Origin of the sequence: Primorskyibacter sp. S187A (assembly GCF_049800955.1) — a bacterium.
Lineage (GTDB): Bacteria > Pseudomonadota > Alphaproteobacteria > Rhodobacterales > Rhodobacteraceae > JAKVBH01.
In genome coordinates, this window is sequence record NZ_JBNAGA010000001.1 from 2,077,737 (window position 1) to 2,100,655 (window position 22,919).

General features: G+C 63.1%; 21 protein-coding genes. 10 read left to right on the forward strand and 11 right to left on the reverse strand.

Translation table 11 applies throughout. The features are described 5' to 3' along the window. Positions 1-7 precede the first annotated feature (7 nt). The 9 genes from ACP15S_RS10345 to ACP15S_RS10385 form a co-directional block, all read right to left on the reverse strand. Positions 8-1,222, reverse strand: a complete 1,215-nt coding sequence (locus tag ACP15S_RS10345; protein WP_425039494.1) for an NAD(P)/FAD-dependent oxidoreductase — start codon at positions 1,220-1,222, stop codon at positions 8-10. Between the two features lie 270 nt (positions 1,223-1,492). Then, on the reverse strand, positions 1,493-2,653 hold the full coding sequence (locus ACP15S_RS10350) for an iron-containing alcohol dehydrogenase (protein ID WP_425039495.1): 1,161 nt from the start codon (positions 2,651-2,653) through the stop codon (positions 1,493-1,495). A gap of 118 nt (positions 2,654-2,771) precedes the next feature. Further along, positions 2,772-3,491: a bifunctional 2-polyprenyl-6-hydroxyphenol methylase/3-demethylubiquinol 3-O-methyltransferase UbiG gene (ubiG, locus tag ACP15S_RS10355; RefSeq protein ID WP_425039496.1), complete on the reverse strand. Its 720-nt coding sequence runs from the start codon at positions 3,489-3,491 to the stop codon at positions 2,772-2,774. Then, a complete protein-coding gene (locus ACP15S_RS10360; RefSeq protein WP_425039497.1) occupies positions 3,469-4,302 on the reverse strand; it encodes a methyltransferase family protein in 834 nt (277 codons plus the stop codon). Before ACP15S_RS10360 ends, ubiG begins: the two co-directional genes overlap by 23 nt. A 93-nt stretch (positions 4,303-4,395) precedes the next feature. Further along, a complete protein-coding gene (locus tag ACP15S_RS10365) occupies positions 4,396-4,779 on the reverse strand; it encodes a dihydroneopterin aldolase (protein ID WP_425039498.1) in 384 nt (127 codons plus the stop codon). A 36-nt stretch (positions 4,780-4,815) separates the two neighbouring features. After that, positions 4,816-5,013, reverse strand: a complete 198-nt coding sequence (locus tag ACP15S_RS10370; protein ID WP_425039499.1) for a hypothetical protein — start codon at positions 5,011-5,013, stop codon at positions 4,816-4,818. A 13-nt stretch (positions 5,014-5,026) separates the two neighbouring features. Further along, positions 5,027-5,359 (reverse strand): hypothetical protein, encoded by a 333-nt coding sequence (locus ACP15S_RS10375; protein WP_425039500.1) that lies wholly within the window; start codon positions 5,357-5,359, stop codon positions 5,027-5,029. A 104-nt stretch (positions 5,360-5,463) separates the two neighbouring features. Continuing rightward, a complete protein-coding gene (locus tag ACP15S_RS10380) occupies positions 5,464-6,162 on the reverse strand; it encodes a vWA domain-containing protein (RefSeq protein ID WP_425039501.1) in 699 nt (232 codons plus the stop codon). A 183-nt stretch (positions 6,163-6,345) separates the two neighbouring features. Then, positions 6,346-6,957, reverse strand: coding sequence for an autoinducer binding domain-containing protein (locus ACP15S_RS10385; protein WP_425039502.1), 612 nt, complete (start codon positions 6,955-6,957; stop codon positions 6,346-6,348). Between the two features lie 113 nt (positions 6,958-7,070). On the opposite strand from ACP15S_RS10385, the gene ACP15S_RS10390 reads away from it, so the two are divergent. After that, a complete protein-coding gene (locus tag ACP15S_RS10390; RefSeq protein WP_425039503.1) occupies positions 7,071-7,979 on the forward strand; it encodes an SDR family oxidoreductase in 909 nt (302 codons plus the stop codon). A 115-nt stretch (positions 7,980-8,094) separates the two neighbouring features. Continuing rightward, positions 8,095-8,670 carry an SRPBCC family protein gene (locus tag ACP15S_RS10395; protein ID WP_425039504.1) on the forward strand — a complete coding sequence of 192 codons (576 nt, stop codon included), beginning with the start codon at positions 8,095-8,097 and terminating at the stop codon, positions 8,668-8,670. 136 nt (positions 8,671-8,806) lie between these two features. Here ACP15S_RS10395 and ACP15S_RS10400 read toward each other — a convergent pair whose 3' ends face one another. Beyond that, positions 8,807-10,717, reverse strand: coding sequence for a TRAP transporter permease (locus tag ACP15S_RS10400; RefSeq protein ID WP_425039505.1), 1,911 nt, complete (start codon positions 10,715-10,717; stop codon positions 8,807-8,809). Positions 10,718-10,784: 67 nt separating this feature from the next. Then, entirely contained in the window at positions 10,785-11,750 is a 966-nt protein-coding gene (locus ACP15S_RS10405) for a TAXI family TRAP transporter solute-binding subunit (protein WP_425039506.1), read from the reverse strand. Between the two features lie 285 nt (positions 11,751-12,035). On the opposite strand from ACP15S_RS10405, the gene ACP15S_RS10410 reads away from it, so the two are divergent. The 8 genes from ACP15S_RS10410 (at position 12,036) to ACP15S_RS10445 (ending at position 22,893) form a co-directional block, all read left to right on the forward strand. Beyond that, on the forward strand, positions 12,036-13,106 hold the full coding sequence (locus ACP15S_RS10410) for an agmatine deiminase family protein (protein WP_425039507.1): 1,071 nt from the start codon (positions 12,036-12,038) through the stop codon (positions 13,104-13,106). Between the two features lie 118 nt (positions 13,107-13,224). After that, on the forward strand, positions 13,225-15,633 hold the full coding sequence (locus ACP15S_RS10415; protein ID WP_425039508.1) for a GcvT family protein: 2,409 nt from the start codon (positions 13,225-13,227) through the stop codon (positions 15,631-15,633). 150 nt (positions 15,634-15,783) lie between these two features. Continuing rightward, positions 15,784-17,295 (forward strand): trimethylamine methyltransferase family protein, encoded by a 1,512-nt coding sequence (locus ACP15S_RS10420; RefSeq protein ID WP_425039509.1) that lies wholly within the window; start codon positions 15,784-15,786, stop codon positions 17,293-17,295. Between the two features lie 32 nt (positions 17,296-17,327). Continuing rightward, on the forward strand, positions 17,328-17,993 hold the full coding sequence (locus tag ACP15S_RS10425; protein ID WP_425039510.1) for a TetR/AcrR family transcriptional regulator: 666 nt from the start codon (positions 17,328-17,330) through the stop codon (positions 17,991-17,993). A 1-nt stretch (position 17,994) separates the two neighbouring features. After that, the gene (locus ACP15S_RS10430) at positions 17,995-19,245 is read left to right on the forward strand and encodes a sarcosine oxidase subunit beta family protein (RefSeq protein ID WP_425039685.1); all 1,251 of its coding nucleotides are present in this window, start codon (positions 17,995-17,997) and stop codon (positions 19,243-19,245) included. Between the two features lie 15 nt (positions 19,246-19,260). Beyond that, positions 19,261-19,527, forward strand: coding sequence for a sarcosine oxidase subunit delta (locus ACP15S_RS10435; protein ID WP_425039511.1), 267 nt, complete (start codon positions 19,261-19,263; stop codon positions 19,525-19,527). Continuing rightward, positions 19,524-22,364 carry a 2Fe-2S iron-sulfur cluster-binding protein gene (locus ACP15S_RS10440; RefSeq protein ID WP_425039512.1) on the forward strand — a complete coding sequence of 947 codons (2,841 nt, stop codon included), beginning with the start codon at positions 19,524-19,526 and terminating at the stop codon, positions 22,362-22,364. The genes ACP15S_RS10435 and ACP15S_RS10440 overlap by 4 nt, the downstream gene beginning before the upstream one ends. Next, positions 22,357-22,893, forward strand: a complete 537-nt coding sequence (locus ACP15S_RS10445; RefSeq protein ID WP_425039513.1) for a hypothetical protein — start codon at positions 22,357-22,359, stop codon at positions 22,891-22,893. Before ACP15S_RS10440 ends, ACP15S_RS10445 begins: the two co-directional genes overlap by 8 nt. Positions 22,894-22,919: the final 26 nt, after the last annotated feature.

A 22,919-nucleotide genomic window follows, 5' to 3' on the forward strand; every position in this document is an offset into this window, starting at 1 on the left:
ACAGCCCTCAGATCACGGCTTTCTCCAGCATCGGGCGGTTGTCCGGAATGCGCGCGTAGTTGAAGGGCGACAGATCCAGCGCGCGGTATTCCCCGTAGGTCAGCCATTCGGCCATGCCTCGTCCCATTGCGGGCGATTGTTGCAGCCCGTGGCCCGAGAAGCCGTTGAGAAAGAGGAAGTTCTCAATCTCTGTATGGGGCCCCAGGATCGCGTTTTGATCGAAGGTGTTGTAGGCGTAATGCCCCGCCCATTCGGTGATCACTCTGATGGCCTCGAATTGGGGAATGCGCGTGGCGATGATGGGCCAGACATGGCTTTCCCAACGGCTATGATCCATGGCGAAATCATCAAACGCGACCGCCGGATCAGGATCGGCGGGGCAGCCCGCGAGGTAGGTCTGGGGCCCGTCCTGCCGGACATGCACGCCTGAGGGATCAATGGTCAGCGGCAGCTCCCGATCCAGCGGCTCGGCTGCGGAGAAAATCCAGGTGAAGCGCTTGCGCGGCTCGACGGGCACATCGATGCCTGCCATGCGCGCCGTCCGCGCCGCGCGGGGGCCGGAGGCGTTGACCACCTGACCCGCTGAGATGACCTCGCCCGAGGCCAAGGTCACGGAGTTCACCGCTGTGCCGCCAGGGTTGAGCGAAAGCGCCACCACTTCGTTGTCAACATATTCCACGCCCCGTTCGCGCGCCGAGCGCCGCCACCAGTCAAAGACCGTGCCCCCGTCCCAATATCCCTCGTCCTTGCGGTTGATGGAGCCTGCCACGATGTCATCCACTGCGTAAAACGGGTAGCGCGCCTTGATCTCGTCCGCGCTCAAAATCTCGGTCTCGGCGCCCTGCGCCAGTTGGACCTGCTGGTTTTCGCGCAGCGTTTTGGCAAAGGCATCGGTATCTGCGAGATAGAGGTAGCCGTAATTTTGGATCGTCTGTGGCGGCACGCGCGCATCGCCGATCCGCTCTGGCAGGTCCTTGACGAATTCCGCCGCAAACTGGCTGATCTGCACATTCAGCGCCGCAGAGAATTGCTGGCGCATGCAGGAATTCGTATGCGCCGTGGAACAGGATGCGTAGCTGGGGTCTCTCTCGATCACGAGGACGGAACCATCGAAATCCTTGTTCTCCGTGAGAAACCACGCGGTAGACGAGCCCATGATCGCGCCGCCGATGATGATGACGTCGTAGCTGGACCGTTCTGGTCTGCGCGCGAATGTTGCCATGACAGGATCTCCCCTTTGCGAAGCGCTCTGTGCGCCGCCCCTTTGTCTTCAACCGCTGGCGGCCAAGCCATTTGTTGGTGCTTGCTCTCGCCGTGCGGCTTCCGGATCGTTGAGCCGCCGGGGTCTAAAATGCAAGCTTTGATGCGCATCGGTCCATTGCGGTTTGCGCGAACCTCCCGATCACTCTGCCCTCCCCCTTGGAAAGACGAGCTCATTGAAGAGACCAAAGTTGGCGCCGCCATCTTCTCTGTCGTCTTGACGCGACACGCGCTACCAGATCGCCCGGTAGAGCGCGATGATCTCTTGCTGGGTTGGAATTCGGGGATTGTTGGCGGGCGAGCCCGAGGCCAGCGCCTGTTCTGCCATCAGGGAGAACATCGCCTCATCTGCCGCGTGGCCCAATTCCGACGGGCGCGGCACCGCCAGATCGCGGTTCAACGCCCGCAAACCCTCCACCAGCTTTGCGCAGGCCGATGCGTCATCATCGCTATCGGACGCCATTTTCATGGCCCGCGCGCATTGCGCATATCGCTCTGGCGCATCCCGCACGGAAAAGGCCGTCACCTCGGGCAAAAGCATGGCATTCGACAGCCCGTGCGCCACATGAAAATGCGCCCCGATGGGACGGCTCATCCCATGAACCAGCGCGACCGACGCATTGGAGAACGCCATCCCCGCCTGCGAAGCCGCGAGCATCAGCGCCTCGCGCGCCTGAGCATCCGAAGGCTCAGCATAGGCGCGCCGGACATGGTCTGCAATCAAAGGCATGGCGCAGAGCGCGAAGGCATCGGCATAGGGAAACGACTTGCGGCTGACATAGGCCTCAATGGCATGGGTCAGACTGTCGACCGCTGTATCAGCTGTGATGCGGGCTGGTTTGCTCAGCGTGAAGGTCCAGTCAATAAGCGCCGCCGTGGCCACGCAGGCCAGCCCTGAGAGATTGTATTTCTCCGGGTGTTCCGTATCCGTGATCACGCACCACCGCGTCAGCTCTGATCCCGTCCCGCCCGTGGTCGGGATCAGGATGATGGGCACGCCGCAGCGGTCAATCTGCGCGGGCGCCTTGTAGTCCCGCACATGCCCGGGGTTCACAGCCATGAACGAAACGGCCTTGGCAACATCCATCGGGCTGCCGCCCCCGAACCCGATGACGCAATCATACGCCCCGGCCCGAAACGCCGCGCGCGCTGCATCGACGCAGACATCGGTGGGATCCGGGATCACTTGATCAAACACCCCCCAGCTCTGACCGCTCTTGTCCAGCACCGCCGTCAATTGATCGAGATACAGCCGTGCAACGGTTTCATCGGTCACGATCAACGGCCGCGAGAGACCCAGTTGGTTCAGGACATCCCCCGTCTCCGCCGCAACACCGCCGCCGACACGGATGATACGCGGCGATTGCACGCGTCCGATCGTTCCTGCTTTCATGAGCAATCCTCCCCGCGCCAAGAGAGCCCAGCCTTTTGCGGCGGGCAAGGGCAAAGTGCCCCACAAACGTTGCTGGCGCGACGCAGGAGACGAGCCACCGCTGCGATAACTCGGAGGATCAGGCGGAAGAGGCGGGTTTGCGGGCCAGCCCCATGTAAATGATCGTCTTGAAGGGAAGTGGGCCAAACACGAAATCCCCCCGGCGATTGATTCCACGCGGCCCGAGGCCGGTCTGAGGCCCGGGCACAAGCCCGGCCTGCGACAGGGCCGCCGTCAATTCCCCGGGTTTGATGAAGAGCTCCGGATCATGCGTACCCTTGGGCAAGAGACCAAGGATGTCTTCCGCAATCGTGATCGTCGCCAAACGCGCGAGGGGATTGCGGTTGATTGTATCGTAGAGAAACACACCACCGGGCCGGAGCACGCGGGCAACCTCAGCCGCAACTCGGGTCAGATCGCGGACATGCTCCAGAACATCCACGCAGACCACCGCATCGAAGCGCCCATCGTCATAGGGCAAGGCCTCGCCCACGCCGACATCGTAGGCAATCTCCTGTCCGACCTGCGCAGCGCGGCGGCGCGCGGCGGCAATCGCGTCCTCTGCCGGATCGATCCCGGTGACCTGTGCACCCTTGTCCGTCAGGGCCTCGGCCATGAAACCGCCAGCGCAGCCAAGATCGAGGACGCGCTGGCCCGTCCAGTCAAGATGCCGGTCGAACCACGCAAGCCGCCCCGGCACGAGGTTCTTGAGCGTTCGGACCCAGCGCACCTCATCGGACCACCATTGATCGGCGACAGCGTCATAGATGGTGAGATCATTCCGGTGCATGCTGGTCATGGGATTTTGATCCTTTGATCTGTGGCACGGCGTAGGGCACGCGCCTTTGATACGCGTGGAACCGGGCGCCGTAGCGCTTTGCAAACCGGGCTTCCTTGAGCCGCGGCGCGCCCAGGCAATAGGCCGTCAACGTGAGGGCCAGCGCCAGCTGGTCCGGTGTCCAGACAGGGACGGTCCAAAGCGTCAGCGCGAAAGACACGTAAATGGGCTGTCGGATAATGCGAAAGAGCCCGGCGGTGGGCATATCGGGAAAGACTGGCGCCTTGTCCTGCGCCAGTGACATCCAGCCCAATGCCCCCGATTGCACCTCCGCGCCCGCGTCATAGCTGGCTTTGATGAGCAACAGCCAGGACGCCAAGTAGAGCCCGCATATGACATAAAAGACCGCGCCTTCCGCGCGCCACCAGATTACGCCGCTGGGCGTCCAGAGCGCGAAAAGCAACAACAGCTGTACGGAGGCAATGATCGCATAAGTCGTTGTGCTCAAGGTCCGGCCGTATCCGGACGGGGCCAACCGGTTCAACCACCTGCTGCCGCGCGGGCTCAGCAAGATCGAATGTGTGAGCGGGAATTGCAGAAGCAGGCCTGCATTGACGAGATAGGACCACGGGCGCGGCACCGCCCCAAGGCTCTGGCTCATGCCAAAGAACATGGCCAGGATCATCGCCCCGACAGCCAAGGCAAAGATCACATGGCATATCAGCCCGTAGCCGAACGCAATTGCAATGCGCCACCGCCCGGGCGGCATGTGCAGCAGGCCCAGGATCAACTGCAGGAGCCTGTCAAAAGGTGTCTTGGTTGCGTTGCTCATGGGCGGCGACATAACGCAATGGCGCAAAGATCGAGCGGTTTTGACGAAAGGTCGCAAGCCCATGGGGTGCAGACACCACGGACATGGGCCGGCTCAAGAGGCACGGAGCGCCGCCAGCTCAGCCGCGTCCACACAGAGTCTGACGCCCAGCGTGCCGCTTCCCCGCATCACAGGCCGCTTGCTCAGGCACAGCTCAACGGCCTCGATCGCGGCATATCCCGCACAGGCCCCCACGATCCGTGTCATGAGGCGCTCTTGCGTGTGGTAATGCCCCTCGCCCGCCAGCCGATCAATCTCGGCCACCAATGGATCGTAATCAAACACCCGCTCCATGCCGTCCTGATCGATAAAGACAAGCTGCGGATCAATCGTGAGCGTCAGATCCAGCAGATGCACATCCGGCACGACGTCCCCCGGCCCATAGGTTCCCAGCGACGGGGCAAGCTCCAGATCTCTGAGTTCAATCGTGCTTTTCACAGGCGGTCCGCCTTTCTTTAGTGTGTCACGTTGGTGTCATTCATCCGACAGATCGTCGTCATGCTGGGCGAGCCGCGCGATCTCATCGGTAAGGCGTTTTGAATACCGGCGATGCCTGCGCCGTGCCTTGGCCGCCGTGGCGCGCCAGCCTTCGCGTTTGTCCTGCACGATGTCATCGAGATCATCGGCAGTCTCGACGCGCTTGGCATCCTTCAGCGACGTCCGTTTGGGCATTCTGACCTCTCCTTCATCTGCTCTCAGCCGCGCGCGGCCCTTTGCCCCGCCAGATCAGGGATTGCTGGTTCAGCTCCCGCAAATCCGCGCGGCCCTGTGCAATCGCATGACACAGATCGACGGCCCTTTGCGCCTGATCATGGGTCAGATGTTTGTAGGCCGGGCGCTCCAGATGCGCGTACCACACACCGCCACACAGCGTGTCCAACACGATACGCTGAAAGCAATGGTCCTCCCGCACAGGCCAATCCCGATGCGGGTCCCGCGCCAGCGCGGGCAACACCTCTTTGGTCAGGTGCAGATAGGCGTCGATCAGATCGCCATGGGTATTCGGCTCGGGGTGCAAGGGATGCCTCGTTTTGATCTGGTCTGCTTTGGGAGCGAGCTAGAGGGGCCGCGTGATTTATCAATGCCGCAGCGCCCGGCCGCGTCCCAGAGCGCGGTGTGCTCTCAGCTGAGGAAGGCGCAGCCCAACGTCTGACGCAGCGCATCGCGCAACTGCTCAACCGTCTGGGTTGAGACATAAGAGCCCCCGGTTTGATCAGACAGGCATTTCGCGGCCGAGATACCGTCAGGGAAAAGATGCACATCTGCGCTGCGCAGGCCCAAACGCTCGGTATCCACGCGAAACCCGATCACATGAACCGTCAGATTGGCGGCTGCGCGTGCAAGCTCTGCCCCCAAGGCGCAAGGCGCACCGCCACAAGTATCATTTCCATCGGTCACAAGCACGATGATGCCGGGCGTTGTCTGATAATTCAACACCTCAGCCGCCGTGCGCACGGCCTCGGTCAAGGGGGTCAGCCCGTTAGGATCAAGCCAGGCCAAGCCCTCCATGATCGGCTGCGCCGCCTCCGGGATGGGCGGGAATTTCAGATTGATACTGTCGCAGGAATTCTCCGGCCCCGGGCCATAGGTCATCAGCCCGATCCGCCGGATCGGCGCGATACCGGGCAAAGCCTCCGCCAGCGCCTGCCGTGCATCATCGATGCGTTGGGCCCCCTCCGTTTGCACGCTTGGCGCGGCCATGGAGGCCGATCCGTCAAACACGAGCATCGCATCGCGCGCGCAGCTTTGCGCGTCGAGCGGAAACGAGACCGCAGACAGCGTGGCGACAAGCCCCGCGCAGGTTTTCAAACGGGTGGTCATGCACTTGACAAGACAGGAGCGCCAGGGCGGCGTCAACCGCGCGCACCATTCAGGTACACCGGACCACCGCGTCCGCGTGGCCAAAGCACGTCGACGGACACCTGAGAGATCGAGCATCACGAAAATCACGGGGAAGCAGGTGCCTGGCAGTGTTTTCGTGATCCAGGATTTTTGCGACGTGCTTTAAAGCAGATTTCGGCGCGTCGCCTCGGCGACGGCCTGCGTGGCCGTCTTGGCATTCAGCGCCAGGCGGGCCCGCTTCAGCCGCGTCTTGATCGTAGAGATCGGGCTCTCGCTATCCTCAGCCAATTGCTGGAGGCTCTCACCACGCGCCAGGGCCTGCAGGATGACCTGTTCAGCCGGCTTCAAAACCGCCTCAGGCTGGCGCTCCATGATTGCGCTCTCCAGCAATTCCGCACAGCGCGCGACCTCGCTATCGGTATAATCGCGGTCCTGGCGGGAAATGGACAGAATGGAAAACCGCCCGTTGACTACTTGTGACGCCACCGCGCCATAGTTCATCTCATAGGCTTTTGCCTTTTCGAGAATATCGTTGAAATCGTTTTTTCGAACCTCATTCCAGCGGATCGCGCCTGTGTTGAGGATGGACCACAAAAACACCGGGTCGCTAATGGCATAGCCCCGTTTGAGATAGATATCCGCCCATTCCTCGGACATGCCGTCAACGAAATCGATCACCGGATCAAAAATCGCGGCATGGCGCACCATGCGAAAACCCGCTGGAGCCAGATCGGTGATCTCCTCCATCAATGTTTCGCTAAATCCGATTTCCATTGGTGCTCCGGGACATGTGTACGATCGTACAGGTTTGCAAAAATCCCATGAAGTAAGCCCGCGGTTACACTAATGTGTCAATTCATAAATACACAGTAAGGTCTCTTTGCCCCATGTCTTCCATCCAAAACCAGTTCCTCGATTTGACATCCCATCATGCACGGTATGACGCCATTGACCCCCGATCCGCTCTCAAAAACAGTGCGGCAGACAAGGTTGTCTTTATCGCAGGCGCATCAAAAGGCATTGGGCAAGCCACGGCTGTGGCCTTTGCTGAGGCCGGAGCCCGCGCCATCTACCTGACCGCCCGCTCCGAGGAAGCTCTGCAAGAGACACAACGCCTCGTTGAGCAGACCAACCCACAGACACAATGCGCCTATGCGCTGTGTGACGTGACACAAGCGCAGCAGGTTGAGGCCGCGGTAGAGGATTGTGTGTCACGTTTCGGGGCCTTGGATATTGCAGACGCAAATGCGGGATATCTGGGCCCGTGGGTCAAGATTGGCGAGAGCGATCCCGAGGGATGGTGGCACAATTGGGAAGTGAACTTGCGGGGTGCATACCATGTCATCCGGTTTGCCCTGCCCGCGCTTGTCAAAAGCGCCGCCACCTTTGGCGCGCAAGGGCGCAGTGGCGGACATCTCATCCTTGTCTCCTCCGTCGGCGCGCAATTTGTCACGCCGGGGGCCTCGGATTATCAGACGTCAAAACATGCGATCAACCGGCTGTTTGAATTTGTCCAAAGCGATCATGACGCAGACGGGATCAAATGCTTCGCCATGCATCCCGGCGGCGTTGCAACCGATATTGGCCACAGCATGCCAGCGCATATGCATGAATACCTTGTAGACGAGCCCGATCTCGCGGCGAGTTTCGCGGTCTGGCTCTGCTCTGGTGCGGCAGACTGGGCCAAGGGGCGCTACCTCAGCGCCAACTGGGATGTCACCGAGCTGGCAACCCGTGAGGCTGAAATCCTGCGCGATGATCTTCTGGTCAACAGAATGCTGGCCAAAGCCTCGTAGTCATCCCTGCCCTGCGCGCGGTGGCCTGCGCCCGAAGTACCTCGCCGCGATGTCCGCGAGGGCGCGACTGCCGTGCAGGCGTTTCCTGCAAACCCTTCGTTACAATGGAGTTCCCATGACGTTTTCCCATCTTTCAAAAACCCCCGGCCTTGCCGTTGCCCTATGCGTCCTGTCGCTTGGCGGACCCGCGCCTGCGCAGTCGGCCTGCGACGCTGCCTTGACGCAGGGCAACATTGCCCAAACAAGCGCCACCCATGCAACGATCCAGACCTCGATCCTGATTGATGCCACCCCTGCGGAGGTCTGGAAGGTCTTGACCAATTTCGGCGCCATGTCCGCGTGGAGCACGACGACACTGCAAGACATGACCGGCGATATCCGGGACGGGGGTCAGGTGGAGATCACTTTTCTGTTCGGTCAGGATGAAAGCGGCGCTCCGATCGTCAACAAGATCCCGCACCAGCTGATGCTGCAAGAAGGCGTGAGTTTTGGCTGGTCAGATCCGTTTCCCACAGAGATCGGTGGCGGGCATGACAATCATGCCTACACTGTCCAGAGCTGCGGCGACAAAACGCTCTTCCTTCAGACTGACGAGATTGTCGACAACCCCTATGCGGCCAATTTCGTGGCCCAACTCCTGCCGCTCTATCAGACCTTTAATGCCGAGTTGAAAGCGGCGGTCGAGAGCTGATCCGAGGCTCGTTTTCGGACGCGAGGCCTTGCAAGGACGGCCCGTCCTTGCAAGGCCTTGTACCTTGCTCCGCTGCAGCACCCGCCCATGGGAGACGGACAGGAGAGATCCCGCGCCCCCTCTCAACCCGCCGCGACTACGCAGCCTTTGGCAAGGGCGCGGGCCAGCGAAAGGCCGCAATCAGGATCACAGCGGCGATGATCGAAGCCGTCCAGCCCGGCAAGAGCGCCAGCACCGCCACCGCGATCCACAAAAGCGCCGAGGCATATCGCAACACAGCCACTTGCTGGTTGGCCGAGAGCGCGGCAACGGAGATGACAAAGACGATCCCGGAGAAGGCCGCATGCGCAATGGCCTCCGGGCCGCCCTGCAACAGCAACCCGGGATAGGCGATGAAGAGCATCGGTAGCGCATAGCCCACGCCGCCCAGGCGCAACGTGTCCCGCGCGACACGGGTCCATGGCGCCTGTGCAATTGTAGATGACACGAACACCGCCACACACACTGGCGGCGTGATCACCGACAGAGCCGCGTAGTAGAGCACGAACAGGTGCACCATCACCGGATCCAACCCCTGCTGAATCAATACCGGCGCAAAAACCGCTGCCACCAGCACATAGGCTGCCGACGTCGGCAGCCCCATGCCAGCAATCAGACAAACCACCGCCATGATACTGGCAATGGCCCAGATATTGCCCCCGGCCACGCCGATGATCTGCGATGTCACCGCGATCCCGACCCCGGTCAGATTGACCATGGCCACAAAGACCTGCGCCGCAACCAGCAGGATGCCGACGATCACCACGCCTTTGCCCCCGTCGCGGAACGCGCGCAGGAGCGTCCTTGCAATGTCGGACCACGTGCCGCCGCTGGCAAGCGTACCGACGCTGTAGGCCACGATGATCCCGATCATGCCGAAACAGGCGGTCAGCTGGATCGAGTTGCCGTTCCAGATGCCCCAAGCCAGCCCCGCGATCCCCGCAAGGATCGGGGCCAGACGCTGCCAATTGAGGGCGGCTTTCCAATCGGGCAGATCGGTCGCATCCACCTGGCCAAGGCTGGTGCGCTTGGCGATCAGGTGGATCGTGGTGAACACACCGAGGTAGAACAAAAACGCGGGCATGAAGGCCACGGCCGCAATGGTCCAGTAATTGACACCCACCAGTTCCGCCATGACAAACGCCGCCGTGCCCATGATCGGCGGGGCCAACTGCCCCCCGGTGGAGGCCACAGCCTCAACCCCGCCTGCAAAGGGCGCGGGGTAGCGCAAGCGCTTCATGAGCGGGATGGTGAAATTGCCCGTCGTTGCGATATTGGCCACCGAGGAGCCGGAGATCGAGCCGAAGAGGCCGCTGGCAATGGTGGCGATCTTTGCGGCACCTCCGGGGCTGGCCCCGCCCGCTCTGGCGGAGAGATCAAAGAAGGTCTGCCCTGCCCCGGTGTGCAAAAGCAATGCGCCAAAGAGGATAAAGGCCGCGAGCGTCGTCGAGGCAATCGAGACCAACATGCCCCAAAGGCCCCGGTCAGACAGGAAGATCACCTCGGTGATGTAATAGATATCAAAGCCACGATGCCCTAAGGCCCCCGGTATCGCATCGCCGAAAAAGGCATAGGCCACCATACCGCCCACGATAATCGGAAAGACGAGCGAAGCCGTGCGCCGCGCCAGCTCCAGAATGACGATCAGCGTGCCAAAGCCCAGCCAGGCATCAACGGGTTCTGCAAAAGGCAGATCGACCATGATGCGCTCGAAATTGGCGACCACATAGACCGCCGATGCAATGACCCATCCGGCCATGGCAAGATCGACCACGATGCCCAGAGCCCGCCAGCGTTTGCCCTGCCCCGTCGGATAAAGCAGCACCGCCATGATGACGATCAGCCCGACAAAGGACGCCCGCTGGATGAGCGTTTCAAAGGCGCCGAAGAAAGACGTGTAGAAGACAAAAAGGCCAATGCCCACGGCAATGGCCTCCGCCGCGCGCATGCGCAGCGACGTGTCTGTCTCGCCTGTTGTCACATCTGGATCAATGTCCTGCGTCGCCATGTGGCCCCCCTCGCATGACAAGACCCGCGCACCATGTGCGCGCAGGTCTCGCATTTGTCAGTGTGGTTCAGGAGCCGGGACGCAGGCGGTCGGGAACGTCATAGCCGTTCTCTTCAAACCAGCGGATGGCGCCGGGATGCAGCGGCGAGGTCGCATAAGCCAGCGTCAACTCTGCCAGATTTGCCCCCTCAATGGCCGGAAACGCCGTGACCTGTTCGACATCATCCTCCATCACAGCCTTGACCATGTCATAGGCCAGCTCCTCAGGCATATCGGGCCGTGCAGAAACGCCGATCATGAAGCCCCATGTCTGATAAGGCCCGGTGTTTTCCATCTCACCGCCCGGCATATCGACGATGGACAGTTCCGGCAGCTGCTCGCGGATCATGGCGATCTTGTCTTCCGGAACAGGCAGGACCTGCACAGGCGTGAAGGTCGCGATATCGGTGGTCAGCGCGTCAAACCGCGTGCCCACGGCGGACTTGATGAAGCCGATGGCACGATTGTCCTTGATGGCCGCCGCAAGTTCGCCATTCGATCCGCGCACCCATTCCGGCTCCACGCCAAAGAGCGACAGCACCTCCTGACTGGTGGCCTCTGTCGAGCTGCCGCGCTGGCCCGGGCCGAAGCGTGTGCCTGCGAGATCCGCAATGCTGTTCACGCCCGCATCCTGACGCACGATGACGTTTTGCGGGGCAAGGCTATAGGCCCACAGCAGGGGTGAATCGATCTTCTGGCCATCAAATGTCTTGATGCCGTTGTTGGCGTGGAACAAGGCCGATGTCGTGATCAGACCCACATCCAGCTGCCCCCGCGCCATACGCTTGAGGTTGTCGACCGTGGCCCCGGTCTCGACGACGCTGGCCTGATATTTGTCCGGATAGGTCTCGTTGATGATTTTGGCGAGCGACGCAAAATAGGCGTAATGTGACGATTGCGCATTGGTTGCGCCAAGTGCGAGACGCTCTTGTGACATGGCCGGTGTCGCGAAGGCCAATGCGGCCACAGCGACAATCTTCGTAAATGTCTTCATTGCTTCCTCCCAAGGTTGAGCCCGCAGTGTAGAGCGCGCGCAATTATGAATGCAATTTCATTTGGCCCATTCTTTTCAATCACTTGATGAAAAATGCACCTCCAAGTTTTGGCGTCGAACCGACGCACGCGCGCCCTTTGCAGGTCGCCGGATCACGGTAAACCCTAGGGGGCGAGGCAAGAGCACTGCCGTCTTCTGTTGACCAATGCGCCCACGCAGACCACGCTCAGATCCGCGCACCACACAGGCGTCAGAAAGTACACACAAACGCGCAGGAGAGACGAGATGCTCAGGCGACGTCTTCTGAAAACCGCGGGATCATTCGGAGCCCTCAGCGTGACAGCACCCCGCGCGCCTTTGGCCGCCTCAGGCTTCTACGTCCCTGCCGAAGAAGCCCCCCACACACAGACCTTCATGCAATGGCCGGTTCATCGCCGCGTCTACCCCGATCCCGTGTTTCTGGAGATGACGCAGCGGGCCATTGCAGACATCGCCAACACCATCGCCGCCTTTGAGCCTGTGACAATGCTGGCAGCGAAAGAGTATCATCGGCGCGCCCGCAAAATGCTGTCGGATGACGTAACGCTGTGGGATATTCCCACCGAAGACCTGTGGTGTCGCGATGCAGGGCCGATCTTCGTGATCGACGGCGCGGGCAGTCTCGCCATCCGTCACATCCGGTTCAACGGCTGGGGCCGCAAGCAGGTTCATCGGCGCGACGCTCAGATCGCCCAGCGCGTGGCCCAACGCTTGGGGCTGGAGCTTCTGCCGTCGGGTCTGGTGGGGGAAGCGGGCGGTGTCGAACAGGATGGCCACGGCCTGCTCATGGCGCACGCAAGCTCCTGGGTGAATGACAATCGCAACCCCGGCCTCTCGCGCGCCAAAATCGAAGACCGTCTTTTGACCGCCTATGGCGCCCGGCGGATGATCTGGTCTGAGGGCGTCTGGGGCGAGGACATTACCGATTACCACATCGACAGCCTCGCGCGATTTACCGGTCCGAGGCAGGTTCTGATCAATCTGCCCGAGCGGCCCGATCCGATAGATCCGTTCCACGCCGCCGCCATCCAAACCCATGACAGGCTGGTGGCAGAAGGTCTGGACGTCGAGGTCATCACCGAACCTGAGCGCCCGCGCGTGCGCACCCCTGATTTCGTGGCCTCATACGCCAATTACTACGTCTGCAATGGCGCTGTGATCGCGGCCCAGTTTGGTGATGACCGGACCGACGCCATCGCGCGCAACGCGCTCGCGCGGCACTATCCGGGACGTGAGATCATTCTTCTCAATGTCGATCCCCTGGGCGAGATGGGCGGCGGGATCCACTGCGCGACACAGCAAATGCCCGCGCCTTGAGCCGCCTTTCGCTCAATACGACAGACCACGCTAGAGCATACGCTGCACTCTGGACACTTCTGTCTAGACAGAGTGCGAACGCGGCGCTAGCCTGCGCAAAAGGCCAAGGGAGAGCGCCATGAAAAGTCATTATCGTGTGGTGGTTATCGGCGGCGGTGTCGTGGGCGCTTCGGTGCTTTATCACCTCGCCAAATTCGGCTGGAGCGATGTCTGCCTGATCGAGCGCAACATCCTGACGGCCGGCTCCTCCTGGCATGCTGCGGGCGGCATCCATGCGCTCAATGCCGATCCCAATATCGCCGCCCTTCAGGCCTATACAATCGATCTGCTCTCCGAGATCGAGAAGGAAAGCGGGCAGGACATCAACCTGCACATGACCGGCGGGCTGACCCTCGCGGGCACGCCCGACCGTTGGGAATGGCTGCAATCGGCCTACCGGACGTTTCAGTCCATCGGCATCGAGGATTGCCGCCTTGTAACCCCGGAAGAGGCTGGCGCGCTTTGCCCCATCATGTCCACCGAGGGCATTCTGGGCGGCATGTGGGCCGACCGTGAAGGGTATATCGACACCACTGGCACGGTGCATGCCTACGCAGGCGCCGCCAAGAAGCGCGGCGCGGAGGTCATCGAGCACAACCGCGTTCTGGAACTGCACGAGGCCCCCGACGGCTGGCAGGTCGTGACCGAAAAAGGTACGATCACCTGCGAACACGTGGTCAATGCCGCGGGCCTCTGGGCCAAGCAGGTGGGCCGGATGGCAGGGATCGAACTGCCGGTCTCGCCGCTCAACCACCACTACCTCATCTCCGACACGATCCCCGAACTGGAAGCGCTTGATTTCGAAGTGCCCATGACGGTGGACCTCGAAGGTTTCACCTATATGCGGCAGGACCAAAAGGGCATCCTGCTGGGCATCTACGAGATCGATCACGAGCATTGGATGGTCGATGGCGCGCCCTGGGAATACGGCTTTGAGCTGCAACAGGAAGACCCCGACCGCATCGAGAAAGAGCTGATCCTGGGCTTCGAGCGGTATCCCGCGCTGCAAGAGGTCGGCGTCAAGACATGGGTCAACGGCGCCTTCACCTTCTCGCCCGATGGCAACCCGCTCGTGGGCCCGGTGCGCGGCAAGAAGAATTACTGGTGCGCCTGCGCGGTCATGGCGGGTTTCCTTCAGGGCGGCGGCGTCGGCAAATCGCTGGCCGAATGGATGATCCACGGCGAGCCGGAGGCCGATGTCTTCGGCATGGATGTGGCGCGCTACGGCGATTACGCCCAGAACAAGCGCTTCATCAAGGAGACCACAGGCCAGTTCTACTCGCGCCGCTTCGTGATGACCTATCCAAACGAGCAGCTACCCGCGGGCAGGCCCCTCAAGATGTCGCCCGCCCATAGCGACATGAGCGCCGCGGGCTGCCGCTGGGGCGCGTCCTACGGGCTAGAGGTGCCGCTCTATTTCGCGCCCACCGAAGATTTCGTCGAAAAGCCCACGCTCAAGCGCTCCAACGCCCATGACATCGTGGCCGCGGAATGCAAAGCCGTGCGCGAGGCGGTGGGTCTGCTCGATATCTCGGGCTTCTCCCGCTTCGAGGTCAAGGGCCCGGGGGCAGAGGCCTGGCTCGATCACATCATGGCCTCCAAACTCCCCGGCCCCGGCCGCGCCCGCCTCGCGCCCATGCTGGCGCAAACAGGCAAACTAAAAGGCGACCTGACCGTCTTCAACTGGGGAGATGGCACATACTGGATCATGGGCAGCTACTACCTGCGCGAATGGCACATGCGCTGGTTCCACGACCATAGGGGCGAGAATGTCGAGATCGCCGATCTCTCCGATGCCACCGTGGGCTTCTCGCTGGCCGGTCCCAACAGCCTCAAGGTCCTCGAGAAACTGACCGACGGGCCCATTGCCGATCTGCCCTTCATGGGCTGCGCCAGCTTCAATATCGGGCTCTATCATTGCAAAGTCGCGCGTATCTCGGTGGCTGGGGAACTGGGCTATGAAATCAATTGCGCGGCAGCTGAGCATATCGGCCTGCGCCGCGAATTGCTGGCGGCAGGCGCCGAGCTTGGCATCCGCGAATACGGCTTCAATGCACTCCTGTCGCTCCGGCTGGAGAAAAGCTTCGGCATCTGGTCGGCTGAGTTCACGCAGGGCTACACCCCCGGCGAGACCGGCATGGACCGCTGGATTGCCTGGGACAAGGGCGCTTTCATCGGCCGTGACGCAGCCATAGCCGAGCGCGACGGGGATGGCCCCGCCCAAAAGATCGTCACCTTGCAGATCGAGGCCGAGGGCGCCGATGCCAGCGGCTTTGAACCTGTTTGGCACAATGGCAAAAAAGTGGGCTTCGTGACATCTGGCGGCTACGGCCACACAACCGAGACCTCGCTGGCGATGGCCATGATTGACCGCGACGCCAGCGACATTGGCACGGAGCTGAGCGTGCATGTCGTGGGCGTCGAGCGGCAAGCCCAGGTCATTGCGCCCTCGCCCTATGATCCCAAAGGCACCGCCATGCGCGGCTGACACCAACGCCACTCCCGGCAGCGCCCCTGCCCCCCCCTTGAACCCCCGTCTTCTTCTGGCTGAAAATACGCCGGGGGTCTGGGGGCAGAGCCCCCAGCCGGTCGGACCGGCGCAAGCCGGTTCGAAACCCATCTTTACAAAGGACAGCCCATGGCCCGGCGCGCACGCAAAACCTCCAACGCGCCCAAGCGCGAGACCAACTACCGCCAATTGCGCAATCCCTTCCCGCTGATGTCCGTCTTCTCCGAGGACGAGGCGCAGAACATGCACGAGACCGCGCTGCGGATGCTCGAAGAGCTGGGCCTCTCCGTGTTGCTGCCCGAGGCGCGCAAGATCTACACTGAAGCCGGCGCACGGGTGGAGGGTGAGATGGTCTATCTGGGCCGCGAGATCATTTCTGCGGCCCTGAAAACCGCGCCGCGCTCCATCCATTGTCAGGCGGGCACGCCCACGCACGACGTGACGCTGGAACTCGGCGCGCTTGCCTTCCAGCCCGGCGCAGGTGCGCCCCATGCCACCGATCTCAAACGCGGCCGCCGCCCCGGCACGGCCCGCGATTTTGAGGAATACACCCGCATCGCGCATCATTATGACGTCTTCCAGATGATGTCGCCCTCGGTCGAGCCGCAAGATGTCCCCACCCATCTGCGCCATTATTTCACCACGCAGACCCAGATGGAAATGACGGATAAATTCCCCTTCCTCTTCGCCCGGGGCACGCCGCAGACGCAGGACAATTTCGAAATGATCCGCCTCGCGCGCGGCCTCTCGGAAGAGGATTTTCAATCCGGCGTGCATGCCTACACGATCATCAACACCAACAGTCCCCGCACGCTTGATGTGCCCATGGCCCAGGGCCTGATCGACTTCGCGCGCGCGGGCCAGCTTTCCATCGTGACCCCCTTCACGCTCATGGGGGCCATGGCGCCCATCACCGTCGCAGGCGCCATCACCCTGAGCCACGCTGAATGCCTCGCTGCCATCACCCTGACCCAGCTTGCCCGCCCCGGCGCACCGGTCTGCTACGGCACGTTCACTTCCAATGTGGATATGAAATCCGGCGCTCCGGCTTTCGGCACGCCCACCCACTTTCAGGCCTCGCTCGCCGCAGGCCAGATGGCGCGCCTGCTGGGCCTGCCCTGGCGCTCGGCGGCGGGCTCGGCCTCCAACACCAACGATGTGCAGGCCGCCAATGAAAACCAGCTGGGGCTCTGGGGCTGCCTGCTTTCGGGCGCGACCGTGATCATTCACTCCGCCGGATGGCTCGAAGGCGGGCTAACGGTCAGCTATGAGAAGATCGTGACGGACGTCGAAGTGCTCAACATGGTGGCCGAGCTCTGCGCGGGCCGCAAGGCGGGGGCCGATGAGATCGGGTTTGCCAATGCGCTCTCCCATGTGGCGCCCTCGGGCCATTTCTTTGCCGCGCCCCAGACCATGGAGCGCTACAGCACGGAGTTTTATGAGCCCATCGTGCACGATTACGCCAATTTCGGCACCTGGTCCGAGCGCGGCGGGCGCTCTGCCACGGAGCGGGCCACCGATGTCTGGGAGGCCATTCTGGCCCAGCCCCCGATCAGCGCCATTGATCCTGAGCGCCGCGAGGCCCTGCGCGCCTTTATCGAGCGGCGCCGTGCGGACGGCGGCGCTCCGCCCGAAAGTTGACACCCTGCGAAACCCCGTGAGACGATTTTCCCATGTCTGATGCCCCCCTCCTGCACCGCGACGATCCCTCCCGCGCCCCTCTCGCGGGCCACACCAAGGTCACGCGCGAGGATTGGCTTGCCATGGCGCGCGATACGCTGGTGCATGACGGCGCAGATCAGGTCAAAATCCTGACGCTGGCCCAGCGCATGGGCGTCTCCCGCTCAAGCTTCTACTGGTATTTCCGCAACCGGACGGACCTGCTGCACGCTCTTCTCGACGAATGGGAGGCCCGCAACACCGCGCGCATCACCGCCCATTGCGCCCGCCCGGCTGCGACGATCACCGAGGCCGTCTGCAATTTTTTCCGCTGTTTCGTTGATCCCGCAAGCTTCGATCAGGGGCTCGATTTTGCCGTGCGGGAATGGACCCGACGCGATGAGGCGCTGCGCGCCCGTGTCGATGCCGCCGATGCCGCAAGGATCAAGGCCGTCACGGAGATGTTCATCCGCCATGGCTATGATCCCGAGGAGGCCGACGCGCGCGCGCGGATCCTCTATTTCATGCAACTTGGCTATCATGCGCTCGATGTGCGCGAACCTATGGATCTGCGCCTCTCGCGCGTGGGCCCCTACCTCAAGGGCTTCACAGGCCAGGAGCCCTGCGCGGATGCGCTGGCGGCCTTCATTGCCGATGTCTCACAAATGGAGGCGCGCTGACCTGATGCGGTATTCTGCCCTCTCGCTTCTCAAACAAGGCATGACCGGCCACAGAAGCTGGCCCCAAGCTTGGCGCAAGGCCAGCCCCAAACCCGCCTATGACGCGGTGATCATCGGTGGTGGCGGGCATGGGCTGGCCACAGCCTACTACCTGGCGAAACACCACGGGATGACGCGGATCGCCGTGCTCGAGAAGGGCTGGATCGGCGGCGGCAATACCGGGCGCAACACGACCGTGTGCCGCTCCAATTATTTCTACCCCGAAAGCGTCGCGCTCTATGATCTGGCGCTGCGGCTCTATGAGGGGCTGAGCCGGGAGCTCAATTACAACGTGATGCTCTCCCAGCGCGGCATGCTGATCGCCGCCCATACGCCCGCGCAGATGGAGATCTGTAACCGCATCGCCAATGCCATGCAACTCAACGGCGTCGACGGCAAGCTCATGACCGCGCGCGAGGCGGCCGCAAAAGTGCCGCTGGCCGATACCGGGCCCGATGCGCGCTACAGGCTCATGGGCGGCATCTGGCAGGGCCGCGCAGGCACCGCGCGCCATGATGCGGTGGCCTGGGGCTATGCGCGCGCCGCAAGCGCTCTTGGTGTCGATATCATCGAGAATTGCGAGGTCACCGATATCGAGACAAAAGGCGGCGCTGTGAGACGCATCGAGACCAGCCTTGGCCCGATCCAGACCGACCGAATTGGCATTGCCGCCGCAGGCGCCACGCCGGGCCTGATGGCCCATGTGGGCGTGCAGCTGCCGATCCATGATTACGCCTTGCAAGCCTTCGTCTCGGAGCCTGTGAAACCCTGCCTCGACACGGTCCTGCTCTATCTCGGCACGGGCACCTATGTCAGCCAGTCAGACAAGGGGGAACTGGTGTTTGGCGGCGGGCTCGACCGGGTGCCCACCCATGGCCAGCGCGGCAATCTGCCTGTGCAGGAGGCCATAACCGCAGGGCTGCTGGAGATGTTTCCAGCCTTCGGACAGCTCAAGCTGTTGCGCCAATGGGCCGGTGTGGTTGACGTGGTCCCCGACAGCTCGCCCCTCATCGGCCCGGCCGGGCCAGAGGGGCTTTATATCAACTGCGGCTGGGGCACAGGCGGGTTCAAGGCCATTCCCGCCGGAGGCTGGCTGCTCGCGCATCTGCTCGCCACGGGCCAGCATCACGAGATCAGCCGCCCCTTCGATCTGGACCGCTTCACCACCGGCCGCCTGATCGATGAAGCCGCAGGCTCCGGCATCGCGCATTAGAGAGAGGGCACAGCCATGCAAACCTTCCCCTGCCCCTTTTGCGGCCCCCGCGATGAGACGGAGTTTCACTTCGCCACCGAGGCCGGTCGCGCGCGCCCCGAACCCGCAGCAGAGGTCTCTGACGAAGATTGGGCAGCTTACCTCTTCGCGGCCCACGCCCCCAAGGGAACAGTGCGCGAGATCTGGCTGCACCTGCCCTGCGGCGAATATTTCGTCCTGACCCGCAACAGCGTAACCCGCGCCATCCACGGCGCAAAACCGCTGCCCGGAGTGCCGGCATGAGCGGCTGGAGACATCCGACACGCGGCACACAGATCAACCGTGCCGCCCCGGTACAGTTCCGCTTCGACGGACAAGACATTGCCGCCTTCGAGGGCGACACCCTCGCCTCCGCGCTCATGGCATCAGGCCAGCGCATCCTCGGGCGCAGCTTCAAATACCACCGCCCACGCGGCCTCTGGGGCATGGGCGCAGACGAACCCAACGCCGTCTTTGACGTGACCCACGCGGGTCAACACTGGCCCAATGCCCGCGCGACGCTGGTCCCGGCCGCGCAAGGCATGGAGGTCCGTGCGGTGAACGCCCGCCCCCATGCGCGCGGAGACAGGCTGGCCTGGCTCGATTTGGCCCAGCGCTTCCTGCCCGCCGGATTTTACTACAAGACGTTCATGGCCCTGCCCTGGAAGGTCTATGAACCCATGATCCGGCGCATGGCGGGTCTAGGAGCCATAGATCCGCGAAAGGCCCCGCCGGGAGATGTGGCGCAGGTCTCGGCGGCCTGCGATGTGCTGGTGATCGGCGCGGGCCCTGCGGGGCTGGCCGCAGCCAAGGCCGCCGCCACACAAGGCCGCAAGGTCTGGCTTGTGGAAGACGCGCGGAACCTTGGCGGCGCGCTGCACTGGCGCGGCGGAGAGATTGACGGCGCCCCTTGGGAGGATTTTGTCGCATCCTGCCGCGATGCCATCCACGAGGCTGGCGGGCGCGTCCTGACAAACACCACCCTGTGGGGCGCTTTCGATCATGGCATGTTCTCCGCATGGCAGCGCGGGCAGAGCTTGTGCGGTCCGGAGACCCATTGGCGCATTCGTGCCGCTCAGACAGTTCTTGCCGCAGGCGCTCTGGAACGCCCGCTTTGGTTCGCCAACAACGACCGGCCCGGCGTGATGTCTGCCGAGGCAGCGCTGCATCACCTGGCGCTCTACGGCGCGGTCCCGGGGCGGCGTATCCTGCTGGCCAGCGCCAGTGATCGCAGCCGCGCTGTGGCCCGTGCGCTGCTGGAGGCAGGCGCAGACGTCACACGGGTGGATCCCCGCACGGACGCACCACAGGATCCAGACGTGCCACATATCACGGGACGCGTGGAGGCTGCCCACGGGCGGCGGGGCGTCGAAGCTGCGACGGTGGGTGGCGCGCGCGTCTCCTGCGATACGATCCTGTGTTCAGGCGGGACAACGCCCACGGTCCATCTGTGGTGTCAGGCCGGGGGCAAGCTCGATTGGACCGCCGCGCGCGATATGCTCGTGCCACGCCCCGACACAGCGCCCCTGCAGGTGGTGGGCGCGGCCAACGGAACGCTGGATCTGGCGGGCGCGCTGCGCGAGGGCCACGCCGCTGGCGGCGGTCAGGGCCATGCGCCGCAGGCGGCGGGCGAAAGCACAAGTGCAGCTCCGATGCGCCCCGATCCCACGCTGCCCGGGCGACACTGGATTGATCTGCAAAACGATGTGACGCTCAAGGACGTGGGGCTTGCGGCGCGCGAGGGGTTTGTCTCCGTCGAGCATCTCAAACGCTACACCACCCTCGGCATGGCCACTGACCAAGGCCGCAGCGCCAATTTCGCAGGCCTTGCCGCAATGTCAGAGAGCACCGGACGCACGATCCCGGAAACCGGCACGACGACCTATCGCCCGCCGTTTCAGCCGGTTCCCCTGCGCGCCATCGCCGGGCCCGCGCGCGGCGCGCTCTACCATGCGCCCAAGCGGCTCGCGCTGGAGGCCGCGCATCACGCGCGGGGCGCAAGGTTTCGCGAATATGGCGGCTGGCTGCGCCCGTCGGTCTATGGGCCCGGAGACGAGACGCAGATTGCACAGCAGGAGGCAGAACTGGCCCGCACAACCGTGGGCCTCTATGACGCCTCACCCCTGGGCAAGCTGGAGATCATCGGCCCGGGCGCGGCGGAGCTGCTCGATTTCGCCAGCTACATGCGCATGTCCTCGCTCAAGCCGGGGCGGGCACGCTACGGCTTCATGCTCAGCGAGACAGGCATTGTCTTTGACGATGGGGTCACGCTGCGCCTGGGCGAGGATCGGTTTCTGGTCTCGGCCTCCTCGTCTCACGTGGATGGCGTGCGCTTTGCGCTTGAGGATGCGCGGCAGGACCGCATCGGGCGGGCGCGTGCCTTCATCCATGACGTCACCCAGGGGCTGGCAACGCTTTGCGTCACCGGTCCGCGCGCCCGGGCGCTCTGTCAGGCCGCAGGCATCCCCTTGCCGGATGTGCCGCCCATGGGCGTGGCCGAGATCGCCTTTGAAGGCCAGGACCTGCGCGTCGCCCGGATCAGCTTCACCGGTGATGTGAGCTATGAGCTCAGCATCCATGCCGCCCATGCCGAGACGCTGCACGCCCGGCTCGACGCGGCGCTGCACTCTTTTGAGGGCGGGTGGATCGGGCTTGAGGCTCTCATGATCCTGCGCGCGGAAAAGGGCTTCATCCTGATCGGCAAGGATACTGACGGGCTGACCATGCCGCATGATCTGGGCTGGATGCGCCCGCGCGAGACGCGCACCGAGGAATATCTTGGCAAGCGCGCGCTCTTTACCCCTGAGGCCAAAAGCGAAACACGACGGCAGCTTGTCGGGCTCGCGGTGCCGCCCGGCGGCGATGTCATCGAGACAGGATCCCATGTCATCACCCGGGAGGGGCCACGGCGCTCCATGGGGTTTGTCACGTCAAGCTACATGAGCCCCAATATGGGCCGCCCCATCGCGCTGGCGCTGGTTGAAAACGGGCGCGCGCGGATCGGCGAGACTGTACGGCTCTTCAACAATGGCATTGTGCGGGAGGCCACGCTCTGCCCGCCCTGCGCCTTCGACCCGACAGGAGCGCACCTGCATGGATGAACGAATGGATGAACGGATCTGGACAGACACGCCTCTGCAGGAGGGCGAGCGCCTCGCAAAACCTGACTGCGAGATCACGCGCGTTGCAACGGGCCATCAATCCCTGATCTCGGGGCAACTGGACGCCGCCCTGCGCCTCCTTGCGCCCGACATCCCCGAGGCGGGCTTCGGCGGGCGGGCGGATCCTGCCGAAACCGCGATCCGCATCGCGCGCGACCGGATGTTGCTGGTGACACGCGCGCCCCTGCCCCAGCCTGCGGGCTGGCATGCGGCGGGATTTGCCGTGAGCCGGGCAGGCGCGCTCTACGCGCCGCTGAGATTTTCGGGCACATGCGCTTGGGACATGCTGGCCCATGGCCTGATATCACCGCCGCCCCACGGCTCCCGCTCCGCCGCGCTGCACGTCGCGGGCATCTCGGCACTGGTGACAGGGCCAGCTGAGGGGCGGGCTGACGGGCTGACGCTCTGGGTCCCACAGGCCCATCTCACCTACCTGACCAGCTTTTTGCGCCAACTGCCCCCGGCATAACCCGCCCAACATCGGGCACAGATACA

Excerpts from the sequence above, each read along its gene's own strand:
- ACP15S_RS10345 (WP_425039494.1), bottom strand. The coding sequence starts at position 1,222 with ATGGCAACATTCGCGCGCAGACCAGAACGGTCCAGCTACGACGTCATC.
- ACP15S_RS10350 (WP_425039495.1), bottom strand. The coding sequence starts at position 2,653 with ATGAAAGCAGGAACGATCGGACGCGTGCAATCGCCGCGTATCATCCGT.
- ubiG (WP_425039496.1), bottom strand. The coding sequence starts at position 3,491 with ATGACCAGCATGCACCGGAATGATCTCACCATCTATGACGCTGTCGCC.
- ACP15S_RS10360 (WP_425039497.1), bottom strand. The coding sequence starts at position 4,302 with ATGAGCAACGCAACCAAGACACCTTTTGACAGGCTCCTGCAGTTGATC.
- ACP15S_RS10370 (WP_425039499.1), bottom strand. The coding sequence starts at position 5,013 with ATGCCCAAACGGACGTCGCTGAAGGATGCCAAGCGCGTCGAGACTGCC.
- ACP15S_RS10380 (WP_425039501.1), bottom strand. The coding sequence starts at position 6,162 with ATGACCACCCGTTTGAAAACCTGCGCGGGGCTTGTCGCCACGCTGTCT.
- ACP15S_RS10385 (WP_425039502.1), bottom strand. The coding sequence starts at position 6,957 with ATGGAAATCGGATTTAGCGAAACATTGATGGAGGAGATCACCGATCTG.
- ACP15S_RS10390 (WP_425039503.1), top strand. The coding sequence starts at position 7,071 with ATGTCTTCCATCCAAAACCAGTTCCTCGATTTGACATCCCATCATGCA.
- ACP15S_RS10395 (WP_425039504.1), top strand. The coding sequence starts at position 8,095 with ATGACGTTTTCCCATCTTTCAAAAACCCCCGGCCTTGCCGTTGCCCTA.
- ACP15S_RS10400 (WP_425039505.1), bottom strand. The coding sequence starts at position 10,717 with ATGGCGACGCAGGACATTGATCCAGATGTGACAACAGGCGAGACAGAC.
- ACP15S_RS10405 (WP_425039506.1), bottom strand. The coding sequence starts at position 11,750 with ATGAAGACATTTACGAAGATTGTCGCTGTGGCCGCATTGGCCTTCGCG.
- ACP15S_RS10410 (WP_425039507.1), top strand. The coding sequence starts at position 12,036 with ATGCTCAGGCGACGTCTTCTGAAAACCGCGGGATCATTCGGAGCCCTC.
- ACP15S_RS10415 (WP_425039508.1), top strand. The coding sequence starts at position 13,225 with ATGAAAAGTCATTATCGTGTGGTGGTTATCGGCGGCGGTGTCGTGGGC.
- ACP15S_RS10420 (WP_425039509.1), top strand. The coding sequence starts at position 15,784 with ATGGCCCGGCGCGCACGCAAAACCTCCAACGCGCCCAAGCGCGAGACC.
- ACP15S_RS10425 (WP_425039510.1), top strand. The coding sequence starts at position 17,328 with ATGTCTGATGCCCCCCTCCTGCACCGCGACGATCCCTCCCGCGCCCCT.
- ACP15S_RS10435 (WP_425039511.1), top strand. The coding sequence starts at position 19,261 with ATGCAAACCTTCCCCTGCCCCTTTTGCGGCCCCCGCGATGAGACGGAG.
- ACP15S_RS10440 (WP_425039512.1), top strand. The coding sequence starts at position 19,524 with ATGAGCGGCTGGAGACATCCGACACGCGGCACACAGATCAACCGTGCC.
- ACP15S_RS10445 (WP_425039513.1), top strand. The coding sequence starts at position 22,357 with ATGGATGAACGAATGGATGAACGGATCTGGACAGACACGCCTCTGCAG.